At 72.1% G+C, this 13943-nt stretch carries 10 protein-coding genes; 4 read left to right on the forward strand and 6 right to left on the reverse strand.

The features are described 5' to 3' along the window. Positions 1–2 precede the first annotated feature (2 nt). Positions 3–1436 (reverse strand): aminopeptidase P family protein, encoded by a 1434-nt coding sequence (locus JNB61_RS00075; RefSeq protein ID WP_220338414.1) that lies wholly within the window; start codon positions 1434–1436, stop codon positions 3–5. A gap of 38 nt (positions 1437–1474) precedes the next feature. Next, on the reverse strand, positions 1475–2497 hold the full coding sequence (locus tag JNB61_RS00080) for an endonuclease/exonuclease/phosphatase family protein (protein ID WP_220287109.1): 1023 nt from the start codon (positions 2495–2497) through the stop codon (positions 1475–1477). Between the two features lie 82 nt (positions 2498–2579). On the opposite strand from JNB61_RS00080, the gene JNB61_RS00085 reads away from it, so the two are divergent. Next, on the forward strand, positions 2580–3443 hold the full coding sequence (locus JNB61_RS00085) for a PHP domain-containing protein (RefSeq protein ID WP_220287111.1): 864 nt from the start codon (positions 2580–2582) through the stop codon (positions 3441–3443). 69 nt (positions 3444–3512) lie between these two features. On the opposite strand, the gene JNB61_RS00090 is transcribed toward JNB61_RS00085, so the two are convergent. Both JNB61_RS00090 and JNB61_RS00095 read right to left on the reverse strand, forming a co-directional pair. Next, positions 3513–3944 carry an SHOCT domain-containing protein gene (locus JNB61_RS00090; RefSeq protein WP_159843412.1) on the reverse strand — a complete coding sequence of 144 codons (432 nt, stop codon included), beginning with the start codon at positions 3942–3944 and terminating at the stop codon, positions 3513–3515. A gap of 108 nt (positions 3945–4052) precedes the next feature. After that, a complete protein-coding gene (locus JNB61_RS00095) occupies positions 4053–5585 on the reverse strand; it encodes a DEAD/DEAH box helicase (RefSeq protein WP_220338415.1) in 1533 nt (510 codons plus the stop codon). A 210-nt stretch (positions 5586–5795) separates the two neighbouring features. On the opposite strand from JNB61_RS00095, the gene JNB61_RS00100 reads away from it, so the two are divergent. Continuing rightward, positions 5796–6509 carry a ferritin-like fold-containing protein gene (locus JNB61_RS00100; RefSeq protein ID WP_159843415.1) on the forward strand — a complete coding sequence of 238 codons (714 nt, stop codon included), beginning with the start codon at positions 5796–5798 and terminating at the stop codon, positions 6507–6509. 65 nt (positions 6510–6574) lie between these two features. Here the strand turns inward: JNB61_RS00100 and JNB61_RS00105 are convergent, their stop codons facing one another. Together JNB61_RS00105 and JNB61_RS00110 are read right to left on the reverse strand one after the other, a co-directional pair. Beyond that, positions 6575–6865, reverse strand: coding sequence for a hypothetical protein (locus tag JNB61_RS00105; protein WP_220287114.1), 291 nt, complete (start codon positions 6863–6865; stop codon positions 6575–6577). A gap of 14 nt (positions 6866–6879) precedes the next feature. Beyond that, complete coding sequence (locus JNB61_RS00110) at positions 6880–7104, reverse strand: DUF3107 domain-containing protein (protein ID WP_018171265.1); 225 nt, start codon at positions 7102–7104, stop codon at positions 6880–6882. A 182-nt stretch (positions 7105–7286) separates the two neighbouring features. Here JNB61_RS00110 and JNB61_RS00115 point away from each other — a divergent pair, with 182 nt between their 5' ends. After that, positions 7287–10562: an ATP-dependent helicase gene (locus JNB61_RS00115; protein ID WP_220338416.1), complete on the forward strand. Its 3276-nt coding sequence runs from the start codon at positions 7287–7289 to the stop codon at positions 10560–10562. Then, on the forward strand, positions 10559–13906 hold the full coding sequence (locus JNB61_RS00120; RefSeq protein ID WP_374226576.1) for an ATP-dependent DNA helicase: 3348 nt from the start codon (positions 10559–10561) through the stop codon (positions 13904–13906). Before JNB61_RS00115 ends, JNB61_RS00120 begins: the two co-directional genes overlap by 4 nt. Positions 13907–13943: the final 37 nt, after the last annotated feature.

Below are 13943 nucleotides of genomic sequence, written 5' to 3' on the forward strand. Positions count from 1 at the left end.
GGTCAGCGGCCGCCGCGGGCGATCCAGGCCTCGATCTCGTCGGCCGTGCGGGGGATGGCGGCCGACAGGTTGACCGGGCCCTCGGCCGTCATGAGGATGTCGTCCTCGATCCGCACGCCGATGCCGCGATACTCCTCGGGGACGGTGAGGTCGTCGATCTGGAAGTACAGGCCCGGCTCGATCGTGAAGACCATGCCCGCTTCGAGGATGCCGTCGTAGTACATGTCGCGGCGGGCCTGTGCGCAGTCGTGCACGTCGATGCCGAGGTGGTGGCTCGTGCCGTGCACCATGTAGCGCCGGTGGTGGCCACCGCTGTCGGCGTCGAGCGCCTCCTCGGCGGTGACGGGCAGAAGCCCCCATTCGGCCACGCGCGTCGCGATGACCTGCATCGCCGCCTCGTGTATCGAGCGGAACCTCGCCCCGGGCTGGGCCGCGGCGAAGGCGGCGTCCGCCGCCTCGCGCACCGTCTCGTACACCTTGCGCTGCACGTCGGTGAAGCGGCCGCTCACCGGGAGGGTGCGCGTGATGTCGGCGGTGTAGAGACTGTCGACCTCGACGCCGGCGTCGATGAGGATCAGGTCGCCCGGCACGACGGCGCCGTCGTTGCGCGTCCAGTGGAGATAGCACGCGTGGGGACCGGATGCCGCGATCGTGTCGTAGCCGACCGCGTTGCCGTCGCTGCGCGCACGCTGGTGGAACACGCCCTCCACGACGCGCTCGCCGCGAGGGTGCGCCACGACCGCGGGGAGGTTCGCGACGATGTCGTCGAATCCGGATGCCGTGACCTGGACCGCGAGCTCCATCTGGCCGATCTCGTACGCGTCCTTCACCAGGCGCAGCTCCGACACGAACCGGGTGAGGTCGTCGTCCTCATCGAGGACGACGTCTCCGTCGCCGGCTTCGAAGTCGTCGATGTGCGCGGTCGCGAGGCCGAGGTCCGCGGCGACGCCGGCCAGCGCGGGCCGCGGACCGATCCAGAACTCGCCGATCGAGGCATCCGAGTAGAACTCGCTCGTCGTGCGGTCGGCCCGCTCGCGGAAGTACAGCGTGATGTCGTGGCCGAGGGGGGCGCGCGGCTCGAACACGAGCACGGCGCCGGGCTCGGAGTCGGACGCCCAGCCCGTCAGGTGCGAGAAGGCCGAGTGCGCGCGGAACGGATAGTCGGTGTCGTTGCTGCGCTGTGTGAGCTCGCCCGCCGGGATCACGAGGCGCTTGCCCGGGAATGCGGCCGAGACGGCCTCCCGACGCGCGGCCGCGAAGGCGGCCTGCGGGCGTGCCGGCGGAGCGGACTCGGGACGTTCGGCCCAGCCGGTCGAGATGGTGTCGAGGAAGCCCTGACCGTACGGCTGACGGCGGTTCGTGCTGACCGGGGTCTCGGTCGAGGTCTCGGTGGTGCTCGTGGCGCCGGGGGACTGCTCGCTGGCTGCGCTGCTCATGCCTCCCAGTCTCGCACGGGCCCAGGGGCGCGGGCAGTTCAGCCGGCGGGGTCGTACTGGACGATGAGCGGGCGGTGGTCGGAACCCGAGTCGTCGAGCGAGCGCAGCACCAGAGAGCCGGTCGCACGCCACTGCTGCGTCGCCATCACGTGGTCGATCGGGGCGCCGAGGATGGCGGGCATGTCGGCCGACCACGTGCCGAGGGCGCCGTTGCCGGTCTCGGCTGCGGCATCGGTGCAGTGGCCGAGCGTGGCGCCTTCCAGCCCGAGACCCGACATGTGGTCGACCGTCGCGTTGAAGTCGCCTGCCATGATCACGTTGCCGTCGCCGCACTGATCGGCCAGCCACTGGAGGTCGTCGCGCCAGTTCTGCATATAGCTCGGGCGGGGCGCGACCGCGTGGACGGCCACGACGATGGGCCCTTCGCCGGAGACGGGCATCGCGACGGCGCTCGGCACGGTCGAGGTGTTGCTGCTGCCGTCGAGCGACGACTCGATCACGGCGTAGTCACCGAGCTCGGGCGAGATCAGGAGAGTCGTCGAGCCGGCGTCCCATTCCGTCGACGGATCCGAGGCGTGGTGCGCCCACATGCGGTGGCCGAGGTCGCGCATCGCGATGGCGACGCTCTCGCCGGTCTCGATGGTCGTCTCGGGGAGTGCGACGATGTCGGCGTCCATCGCGACCGCGATCTTCGCGATCGTCTCGGGCGGTGTCGCGGGGCCTGCCGTGTTCCACGTCATGACCCGGATGGACGCGTCGGTCTTCGCGGGGAGCGGGTCGCTGCCCAGGCCGCCGCGGGACGACATCACCGCGACGTTCGCGACGGTCGCGAGCCCCGCCACGACCGCGAGCGAGAACGCGAAGGCGCGGATCGGCCGGGCGATCGAGAAGAGGAGCGCGAGCAGCGCGGCGGCGGCGAACGCGACCGCGAGGATGCCGCGGAAGGACACGATCTGGGCGATGGGATAGATGCGCTCGACGCGGAAGAAACCCGGGAACGTCAGCACCGCTGCAGCGATCGCGCACAGCACGGTGACGAGGATCCCGAGCAGGCGAAGCACGACGGCGACTCTATGCGAGCAGGCTGTGAGATCCGTCAGCGCACGCGGGCGTGGCGCATTCGGCCCGCGCTACGCTCGGAGGATGCCCGGACCCCAGCGCTTCGAAGGGCCGAGCGACCTGCACCTGCACTCGGCGAACTCCGACGGCACGCAGCCTCCCGCCGAGGTGATGGCGTCCGCCCATCGGCACGGTGTGCGCACGGCCGCCCTCACCGACCACGACACCACGTCCGGCTGGGCGGAGGCGGCCGAGGCCGCGACATCCCTCGGCATGACGTTCCTGCCCGGCATGGAGCTGTCGGCGCGCCACGAGTGGCGCAGCGTCCACGTGCTGGCGTACCTTCCCGACCCCGACGAGCCGGCGCTGCGGGCCGAGACCGCGCGGATCCGCTCGTCGCGACTGGATCGCGCGCGGCTGATGGCAGACCGCATCGCGCGCGACTACGACCTGGTGTGGGACGACATCCTCGAGCAGACCACCGACGGCGCGACCGTCGGCCGCCCGCACATCGCCGACGCGCTGGTGGCGCGGGGCCTCGTGCGCGATCGCGCCGAGGCGTTCGCGGGCATCCTGAGTCCCCGCGGTGACTACTACGTCGCGCTGTACGCTCCGGACCCCGTCACCGCGGTGGGCCTCGTCGCCGGCGCCGGGGGAGTACCCGTCATCGCGCATCCCGCCGGGCGCGCCGGCCTGCTCCCGATGCGGCTGATGGAACGGATGCTGGACGCCGGCCTGGCGGGCTTCGAGCTGGGTCATCGGGAGAATCGCGATCCCGCGCTCACCACCCTGCGCGACCTGTGCCGCGAACGCGACCTCGTCGTGACCGGCTCCAGCGACTACCACGGCCTGGGCAAGCCCAATCAGCCGGGGGAGAACACGACGACCGACGAGATGGTGTCGCGCATCATCGCCATGGCGGACGGAAGCGCCCCCGTCTACCCGTGAGGGTGGGCGGGGGCGCTTGTGCGACCGCGTATGCGGCGGCTCAGATCGCGACGACCGGCGCGGCGCCGATCAGCTCAGGGCCTTGGCCTTCAGCGCGTCGTACTCGGCCTGCGTGATCGTTCCGGCGTCGAGGAGTCCCTTCGCCTTGGCGATCTCCTCAGCCGGGCTCGCGCCGGCGCCGGCGACGGACTTGATGTAGGCGTCCTGCGCCTTCTGCAGCTCCGAAGCCTCCTTCGCGCTGCGCCGGGCCATGCCGTTTCCGCGCGCGATCAGGTAGATGAGCAGCGTCAGGAAGGGCACGAAGATCAGGAAGATGATCCACACGGCCTTCCACCAGCCGTTCAGCTTGTGGTCGCGGAACAGGTCGGCGATCACGGCGAACAGCGCGAACAGGTACGCCATGAAGAAGAAGATCCAGAGGAACCACCAGATGATGTCCCAGAAGGACCCCCAGAAGCCCTGGTACTCATAGCCGGTGGTGACGGCCTCGATGAAGCGCATCGTGTGCCTTTCGTGATTGCGAGGTACCGGCGCCCTGCGCGCCGTCCGCGCTCACAATAGCGCTGTCGCGGCGCCGTATGACGGCGCCGCGACAGCGCAAGAGCAGATTCAGGCGCCGACGGTGGCCCCGCCCGCGGGAGCCGACCCGCCGCTGCCGCCGCGGCGGCGACGGCGGCGCCGCGGAGCGGGCTTGCCGTCGTGGTGCTCCTTGCCGCCGCCGTCGTGCGTTCCGCCGCCCTCGGCGGCGCGGTCGCCGTCGGTGCTCGCCGACGCGCCGTGCCCGTGGGCCGCACCGGCCTCCGCCTCGGCGGTCTGGAACGTGGAGCCGACCTTCTCGGGCGAGCCCGACCGGCGACGGCGACGCCGGCGGCTCGGAGCCTGCCCGTTCGCCTCGACCTCGGCGGCAGCATCCGCCGCCCTCTCGGGCTGCACGCGGACGGCCTGGGTCTTCGGGGCCGTCACGATGCGGCCCTTCGTGCCCGCCGGGATGTCGAGGTCGGAGAACAGGTGCGGGCTCGACGAGTAGGTCTCGACGGGCTCGGGCTGGCCGAACTCGAGAGCGCGGTTGATGAGGGCCCACTTGTGCAGGTCCTCCCAGTCGACGAACGTCACCGCGATGCCGGTCTTGCCGGCGCGGCCGGTGCGGCCCGCGCGGTGCAGGTACGTCTTCTCGTCGTCAGGGATGGTGTGGTTGATGACGTGCGTGACGTCGTCGACGTCGATGCCGCGCGCGGCGACGTCGGTCGCGATGAGGACGTCCTTCTTGCCCGCCTTGAAACCGGCCATGGAGCGCTCGCGCGACTCCTGGCTCATGTCGCCGTGGACGGCGCCCGCGTTGAACCCGCGGTCGTTGAGCTCGTCGACGAGCTTCTGCGCCGCGCGCTTCGTTCGCGTGAAGATGACGGTCTTGCCACGCCCGTCGGCCTGCAGGATGCGCGCGATGACCTCGTCCTTGTCGAGCGAGTGCGCGCGGTACACCAGGTGGCGGATGTTCGCCTGCGTGAGTCCCTCGTCGGGGTCGGTGGCGCGGATGTGGATCGGGTTCGACATGAACCGGCGCGCGAGGGCGACGATCGGCCCGGGCATCGTCGCGGAGAACAGCTGGGTGTGACGGATCGCCGGGACCTTGGAGAAGATCTTCTCGATGTCGGGGAGGAACCCGAGGTCGAGCATCTTGTCGGCCTCGTCGAGGACGACCTCGGTCGCGTTCGACAGGTCGAGCAGGCGCTGGTTGTTGAGGTCGATGAGGCGGCCCGGCGTGCCCACGACGATCTGCGCGCCCGCCTTCAGCTGGTCGATCTGCCCCTCGTACGCCTTGCCGCCGTAGATGGCGACGACGCTCGTCGAGCGGTTCGAGGTCAGCATGTCCATGTCCTCGTACACCTGCACCGCGAGCTCGCGGGTGGGAACGACGATGAGCGCCTTGACACCGGGAGCCGGGTCGGCGCCGAGACGCTGCACGACGGGGATGCCGAAGCCGAACGTCTTGCCGGTGCCGGTCTTGGCCTGGCCGATGATGTCCTGGCCGGGCAGGCCGAGGGGGATGGTCTGCTCCTGGATGGGGAACGCGTCGACGATGCCCTTCGCAGAGAGCGCATCGACGATGTCCTGATCGACGCCGAGTTCGGCGAAGGTCGTCACGATGTGTGCCTGTCCGGCAGTGGGATGCTGCCTGGGTTCATGCCCGGGCGCGTGTCCGGCCTCTTGAGGGCCGCCGCGCGGGCGGAAGTGCGATCCACGCCCTTCTTTCCCACAGGCGCGGGCGCCCCGATCCGACGCCGGGGCCGGCATCCACGATACCGGAGGTCGCCCGCGCGGGCACGGAGCCAGCATCCCCGTAGTCTTTCCTGCATGGTCAAGTGGTTCTGGCAGCGCCGCGACACGGGGCGCAAGCTCCAGCTGCGCTCGCGTGACGAGCTGAGCGGCGGCAACCGTGTCGACTTCGAGGAGCTCGCCCCCGACATCGACACGTTCCTCGGCCAGGCCGCCTATCTGCAGCTGGGCTTCTTCGAGACCCTCACCGAGCTGATCCAGACCATCCCCGAGCTGAGCGAGAAGGAGGCGGTCTCACGGGCCGCCGGGGCTGCGCTCACGAAGCATGAGGCGCTCGTCGCCCTCATCCGCGAGCGCGGCGACGACCCCACCGAGATCATGCGGCCGTTCCGCGAGCCGCTGGACGCGTTCCGCGCTGCGACGCACGGTGTGCGCCCTCAGGAGACGATGCTGTCGGTGCACATCACGGCGGGCATGCTCGACGACTTCTACCTCGCTCTGTCGGCGAGCTACGGCGAGACGGGCGACCGCGTCGCGCGGATCCTGCAGGCCGACGACGATCGCCAGGCGATCGTCGAGCTGATCTCCCAGGCGATCACGAGCGACCCCGAGTGGAAGTCGCTGCTCGCCCTGTGGGGGCGCCGCCTGGTCGGCGACACCCTGCTCATCGCGCGCGCAGCGCTGCGGCCGACCGACCTCGGCTCGGCCGCGGAAGAGAAGGTGGAGCCCGTCTTCACCGAGCTCATGGCGGCGCACTCCCGGCGCATGGACGCCATGGGGCTGGCGGCCTGACACACGGGGACGGATGCCGCGGAGGCGCGCAGCCCCGAGACCGGAGCACGCGCACCCCAGCCGGATCAGCCGATGCCGAGGCGCACCTTCTCGCGCGCATCGCGGGCCACCCGCGCACGAGAGACGAGGATGATCGCCGGGTAGGTGACCGCGATCGGGACGATCAGCGCCGCGAGCCACGGCCACGGCGTGTCGATGCCGACGCCGAGCCAGGTGAGGATAGACCACGCCGCGCCCGCCGAAACGGCGCCGATCATCGGGGCCAGCACGACACCGCGCGTCAGACGCTGGTGCAGCTGGAAGTGGATCCCGATGCCGACGACCGCGCCGACGATGAACGCGATGAGGATCTGCACTGGTCCGGGTCCGCTCAGGCGACGAAGCCGACGCGGCGCGACTCCTCGGAGCCGAGCTCGACGTAGGCGAGGCCCGCGGTCGGGACGATGTACGAGTTGCCCTTGGCATCGGCGAACGTCACGTGCGTGGCGCCGGCGTCGAGGGCCGCGGCGATGGACTTCTTGACGTCGGCAGCGGGCTCGTTCGTCTCGAAGTTGAGCTCGCGGCCGGTGTTCGCGATGCCGATGCGGATCTCCACGTGACTGACCTCCTGCGCGGGGCGATAGTTGTCTTGCCGGATGGCTGAGGGCCGCTGCTGGCTGAAGGCCTCAGGGCTCCCCGGACGCATGGCAACTCTACGACACCGCGCAGGGGCATCCGCCCGTCGCCGGAACGCTCTGGGCGAACGCCGATGTCGCCCCTTCGCGCTAGCGTCGAGGGGTGACTTCGGGCAAGCCAGACCGCGCGGCGTACCGCCCCGATGCACCGCAGCGGGCCGTGCTCGCATTGCCGTCGGACGCATCGGGTGTGGTGGTGGGAGCACCGGGGGCCGGAAAGACCGAGACCCTGATCGCCCGCGTCGCCGCCCTGATCGAGGGCGGCATCGAACCCGATTCGGTGCTCGTGCTGACCCCTTCGCGGCAGACCGCGACAGCCCTTCGCGACCGGCTCGGCCTCGCCGTGGGCGTGGCGACGAGGGGGCCGCTCGCGCGCTCGGTCGCCTCGTACGCCTTCCAGATCGTGCGGGCGCACGCCGTCGCCGCGGACGCCGATCCGCCGCAGCTTCTCACCGGCGGCGACGAGGACCAGATCATCCGCGACCTCCTCGAAGGCGACGACGAGGACGAAGCCGCCGGCGCTGTGCGGTGGCCGGACTGGCTCGGTCCGGCGATCCGCGGCACGTCCGAATTCCGCACGGAGGTGCGCACGTTCCTCGCGGAATGCACCACCCTCGGCATCGAACCGCGCCGCCTGCGCGAGCTGGGCGAGCGCCACGAGCTGCCGGCCTGGGTGGCGCTGTCCTCCTTCTTCTCCGAGTACCTGCAGGTTCGGAGCGCCATGCGCGGCGCCCACCGCGATGCCGCGGGGCTCGTCCGCGAAGCCGTCGGACTGCTGAGGACCGCTCCGGCGGGAAGCCCGGCGGTCGACGCAGCGCGGGTGGTGCTGGTCGACGATGCTCAAGAGCTCACCCTCGGTGGGGTCGAGCTGCTCGAGGCCGTGCGCGCCCGCGGTGCCGCGGTGCTCGCCTTCGGCGACCCCGACGTCGGGTCGGGTTCCTTCCGCGGCGCCACCCCGGAGAACTTCGCCCGGCTGGCGGCGTCGCTCGGCGCCGTGCACGTGCTCGCCGAAGGGCATCGCGGCACCGCGTGGCAGCGGGAGCTCGTCGGCCGCGTCACGCAGCGCATCGGCGCGGTCGGCGTGGTCGCACATCGCGGCGCGGCGTCGGGCGCCGAGGCCGACGACTCCGTGCGGGTGCTCACGCTGCGCTCGGCGGCGGAGGAGTACGACGCCGTCGCGCGGGTGCTGCGTGAGCGACACGTGCACGACGGCGTGCCGTGGGGCGCCTGCGCCGTCATCGCGCACGACACGCGGCAGGTCGCCGCGCTCGAGGCCGAGCTGTCGGCCCGGGAGGTGCCGGCTCGCTCGAGCGGCCCGGGGCGCGCCCTTGGCACGGTGCGGCCGGTCGCCGACCTGCTGCGCCTCATCGAGCTCGCCTCGCGCGACGAGTGGACGTTCGACGATGTCTCCGCGGCACTCGTCGGCACCTACGGACGCCTCGACGTGATGGAGCTGCGCCGGCTGCGCTCGGCGCTGCGGCACACCGAGCTGAGACGCCTCGTCGGGAGCGAGGTGCCCCGCGCCGATGGCGTCGAGGGCGCAGGTGGCGTCGAGGGCGCCGAAGCTCGGGCGGGCGCGGAGAGCGCCGCGGTCGCCGAGCGCTCGGGTCGCGAGCTCCTGCTCTCGGCGATGCGTCAGCCGCTCGAGTTCGACCTGATCGACACGCGTGAGGCCCGGCGTGCGGCATCGCTGGCGCGCACGCTCGCGGCCTTGCGCGCGGACCTCGACCGCGGCGCGACCGCGCACGAGCTGCTCTGGACGGCGTGGGACCGGAGCACACTCGAGCGCACGTGGGGTGAGCTCGCCCGCGGCAACGGTCCCCTCGCCGAGCAGGCGAACCGCGATCTCGACGCGCTCGTGGCGCTCTTCCAGGCCGCCAAGCGCTTCGTCGAGCGGTCGCTCGACGCAGATCCGCGCGTCTTCGCCCGGTCGATCCTCGACAGCGGCGTCGCCGAGGACCGCCTCGAAGCGCCGACCCGCGACGACAGTGTGCGCATCATGACGCCGGCCGGTGCCCTCGGGCTCGAGTTCGACACCGTCGTCGTGGCCGGCGTGCAGGACGGCGTCTGGCCCAACACCCGCCTGCGCGGGAGCCTCCTCGACACCTGGCGGCTCGCGGATGCCGCCACCCGCGCCGACGGCGAGACCCTCGGCGCGTTCGACCGCCGCCGCGGGGCGATGCACGACGAGCTGCGACTGCTCGCCCGCGCGCTGTCGCGCGCGACCGCCCAGGTGATCGTCACGGCCGTCGACGACGACGACACCGGTCCGAGCGTGTTCTTCGAGCTTCTGCCCGACCCCGAGCCTTTCGACCTCGATCACCCCGTATCGCTGCGCGGCCTCGTCGCGCGGCACCGGCGCACCCTCACGACGGCGGGTCTGCGCTCGGCCCCCGTGTCAGGGCTCCTCGCCCAGCCGGCGGCGCGGGCCGCGGAGCAGCTCGCGCTGCTGGCGGATGCCGGGGTGCCAGGTGCCTGGCCGCACGAGTGGTACGGCGTCGCGGCGCCGACCTCGACCGGGCCGCTACGCGATCTCGCCAGGGAGGACGTCCGCGTCTCTCCCTCGCGGCTGCACGCCCTGGAAGAGTGCGAGCTCAACTGGGTCATCGCCGACCTCGGCGGCGCTCCGGGCGGCACCACCGCGGGCCTCGGCACCATCATCCACGCGGCGCTCGAGCATGCGTCCGGCCACGACGAGGCGGCCCTGTGGGCGCAGGTGGAGTCGCGCTGGGGCGAGCTGACGTTCGAAGCGGGCTGGCGGGATCGCGCGGAGCAGACCCGCGCACGCGATCTGGTGCGGCGCCTGCACCTGTACCTGCGGCGGTTCGACGACGCCGGTGGGAAGCTGATCGGGGCAGAGCCGCACTTCGAGGTCGTGATCCCACTGGACGACGCAGCAGGCGAGCCCCGGGCGGCCGGCTCCGCGTTCGACGTCGTCGCCGAGGCGAGGGAGCACCGCGTCCTCCTGTCGGGTTACATCGATCGTGTCGAGCTGACTCCGGAGGGAACGGTGGTCATCATGGATCTCAAGACCGGCAAGCGGGAGCCGCAGACCGACGCCAAGGTGCTCGACAACCCGCAGCTCGCCGCCTATCAGCTCGCCTTCGAGTCGGGCGCGATCCCCGAGGCGAAGGGCTTCGCGCCCGGAGGTGCCAAGCTCCTGGTGCTCCGGCCCACGGCGACGAAGTCCGACTACGTCACGCCCTGGCAGCCGCCGTTCGACGACGAGCGCCGGGAGGCGTTCGTCGGCCGCATCCGCACCGCGGTCGGGGTCATGCGCGGGGTGAGCTTCACCGCGCCTTACGAGGAGCACTGCCGCGACGAGCACTCCTATGGGCTGTGCCGCATCCACACGGTCGGCGCGGTGAGCGCCTCGTGACCCTCGTGCAGCCGGCGGACACGCGATCCGTGTCCGAGGCGCCGATCCTCTCGGCGCGTGTGATCGCCGCCGCACTCGGACAGTTCCCGCCGACCGACGAGCAGGTCGCCGTCATCGAGGCGCCGCTGACGCCCGCCCTCGTCGTCGCCGGCGCCGGCAGCGGCAAGACCGAGACGATGGCGGCCCGCGTCGTATGGCTGGTCGCGAACGGCATCGTGCGCCGCGACGAGGTTCTCGGGCTGACCTTCACCCGCAAGGCCGCCGGCGAACTCGCCGAGCGCATCCAGAAGCGTCTCGCGCGCCTGTCCGAGTTCGAGCGCCGCGGCCTGCTGCCGTCGCTCCCCGCGCTCGCGGAAGAAGGGCGGCTCGACGTGTTCGGCGCGCTCGAGCGGTCCGGCCTCGACGGGGCGCGGGCGTCGGCCGAGCGTCACCGCCTGCTCGATGCGCTCGCGCACGGGCTGGCCGCCCTCCCGCAGGACTCCGTCGACGACGCGCTCCTGCACCGGCCGAGCGTCGCGACCTACAACAGCTTCGCCGATCAGATCGTGCGCGAGCACGCGCTGCGGATCGGGCGCGATGCCGAGGCCGCGGTCCTCTCGGAGTCCGCGGCGTGGCTCCTCATGCGTCGCGTCGTGTTCGCCTCCGACGATCCGCGATTGGAGGCCCGAGGAGAAGCGGTGCGCACGATCGTCGACGCGGCGCTGCGCATCGCCCGCGACGGGGTCGACAACCTCGTCGACTTCGACGCGCTCGCCGCGTTCCCCGAGCGCTTCGGCGCCGTGCGCGAGCTGCCGTCGACCAATCGGCGCACGACGGTCTACGCCGACGTCGCCGATGCCGCCGATCGGATCGACGCGCTCGCAATGCTGGCAGACCTCGCGCGCGAGTACGCAGCCGAGAAGCTCCGGCTCGGGGTCATCGACTTCTCCGACCAGGTCGCCGGTGCACTGCAGGTGGTCGCGAGCCACAGCGCGGTCGCCGACGAGCTGCGCGACCGCTACCGCGTCGTGCTGCTGGACGAGTACCAGGACACCTCCGTCGTCCAGACCGACCTTCTGGCCGCCCTCTTCGCCGGCACAGGGGTGATGGCGGTCGGTGACCCGCACCAGGCGATCTACGGATGGCGCGGCGCCAGCGCGGGCAACCTCGGTGGCTTCGCGGCGGCATTCGCTCCCGGCGCGGCTTGCGCGCAGTATTCGCTTCTCACGAGCTGGCGCAACAGCGCCTCGGTGCTGACGGCGGCGAACGCCGTGCTCGCGCCGCTCGCCGCGTCGGCTTCCGTCGCCGTCGGCGAGCTGCAGCCGCGTCCGGGGGCGCCCGCCGGAGTCGTCGAGCTCGGCTTCGATGCCGACCTCGACACCGAGGCGGAGCGCGTCGCGGAGTGGTTCGGGCGGGTGCGCGCCGAGCGCGCCGACGACGGTCGAACGACCACCGGGGCAATCCTCTTCCGCAGCAAGAAGCACATGGTCCGCTTCGGCGACGCGCTCGGGCGCCGGGGCATCCCGCACCGGATCCTCGGCCTCGGCGGCCTGCTCTCGACCCCCGAGGTGGTGGACGTGGTGTGCGCGCTGCGCGTCATCAGCGACCCGTCGGCAGGCTCGGCGCTGATCCGGCTGCTGTCGGGGCCACGGTGGGCGATCGGTCTGCCCGACCTGCGCGAACTCGCGGCGCTGTCCCGCCGGCTCGCGCGGCATGACACCGCACTGCAGCCGCTCGCGCCCGAAGTCGTCGAGCGCATCCGGGGCAGCGCCGGCGACGACGACGGGTCACTCGTCGACGCCCTCGACTTCATCCTGCGCCAGAAGCCTGATCACGGCTGGCTGGCAGGCTTCACGCCCGAGGCGCGCGAGCGGCTGCGGGACGCGGCATCCGTCTTCGCGGGACTGCGTCAGGCGAGCGCCATGCCGATCCCGGAGCTGGTGCGGCTGATCGAGCTGGAGCTGCGGCTCGACATCGAGCTCGCCGCGAACGAGTCTCGAGGCCCTGCGCGCATCGCGTCGGCGCAGCTGCGGGCTTTCGTCGACGAGGTGCACGCGTTCCTCGCCGCCGACGAGACCGGTTCGCTGACGAGCCTGCTCGCCTGGCTCGAGCACGCCGAGCAGCTGGACGAGTTCGCGCCCCGCACCGAGCCGCCCGAGGACGACGTCGTGCAGCTCTTGACGATCCACGGGTCGAAGGGGCTCGAGTGGGACGCCGTCGCCGTCGTGCGCCTGGTCAAGGACGAGCTGCCGAGTGCGCCGCGAGATACGAAGGCCTGGCTCGGATTCGGCGTGCTGCCCTACGCGTTCCGCGGCGACTCGGCCTGGCTGCCCGCCCTCGGCTGGCAGTCCGCGACGACCCAGCAGGAGCTCAAGGAGGCGATCGAGACGTTCGTCGAGGCCAACCGCGCCCGGCAGCTCGAAGAAGACCGCCGGCTGGCGTACGTCGCAGTCACCCGCGCCCGCGACCACCTGCTGCTCACCGGGGCGACGTGGTCGGGCACCAAGCGCCCGCGGACGCGCAGCACGTTCCTGGCCGAGATCGCCGAGGCGCTCGACGTGGCTCTCCCCGACGACGAGCCCGGCGACGACCCGTACCAGGGGGAGCGGCGCGTGCTGCAGTGGCCGATCGATCCGCTGGGCGCCCGGCGGGCGGCGGTCGCCGGCGCCGCGGCGGCCGTCCAGGAAGCACTCGACGCGCCCCGGGCCGAGATTGATCCGCAGGCGGCGCTGCTGCTCGCCGAGCGCGATGCGCGCCGCGCGCGCCCGGTGCACACGGCGCCGACCCGCATCGCCGCGTCCCGCTATAAGGAGTACGTCGCCGACCTCGACGGCACCCTCGCGGGCATCGCCCGGCCGATGCCCGAGCGCCCCTTCCGCCAGACACGCCTCGGCACTCTCTTCCACGCGTGGGTCGAGCAGCGCTCCGGCCGCACGGGGCTCGGCGGCTCGATCGACGACGCGCTGTGGGAGACCGACGAAGACGTCCCGGGCACCGAGGCATCCGCCGAAGACGCCGCCGCACTCGCGGCGCTGCGCGAACGCTTCCTCGCGTCGGAATGGGCACCGCTGCGGCCGATCGAGGTCGAGACCGAGATCGATTTCACCACCATCGGCCCCGACGGCCTGCCGCACATCGTGATCTGCAAGCTGGACGCCGTGTACCGCCGCGAGGACCGCGGCGGCCGCATCGAGATCGTCGACTGGAAGACCGGCGTCGCCCCGCGCACCCCCGCCGAGAAGGACGAACGGATGCTGCAGCTCGAGCTGTACCGTCAGGCCTATCACTCGAAGCATGACGTGCCTCTCGACGAGATCGACGTCGCGCTGTACTACGTCGCGGAGGACGTCATCCTCCGCAACTGACCCCCATGGACGGCGCCGGGCGGTCCGCCGCCTCGCC

This window comes from Microbacterium ureisolvens (assembly GCF_019511645.1).
GTDB classification, from domain to species: Bacteria; Actinomycetota; Actinomycetes; order Actinomycetales; family Microbacteriaceae; genus Microbacterium; species Microbacterium ureisolvens_A.

Excerpts from the sequence above, each read along its gene's own strand:
- JNB61_RS00075 (WP_220338414.1), bottom strand. The coding sequence starts at position 1,436 with ATGAGCAGCGCAGCCAGCGAGCAGTCCCCCGGCGCCACGAGCACCACC.
- JNB61_RS00085 (WP_220287111.1), top strand. The coding sequence starts at position 2,580 with ATGCCCGGACCCCAGCGCTTCGAAGGGCCGAGCGACCTGCACCTGCAC.
- JNB61_RS00090 (WP_159843412.1), bottom strand. The coding sequence starts at position 3,944 with ATGCGCTTCATCGAGGCCGTCACCACCGGCTATGAGTACCAGGGCTTC.
- JNB61_RS00100 (WP_159843415.1), top strand. The coding sequence starts at position 5,796 with ATGGTCAAGTGGTTCTGGCAGCGCCGCGACACGGGGCGCAAGCTCCAG.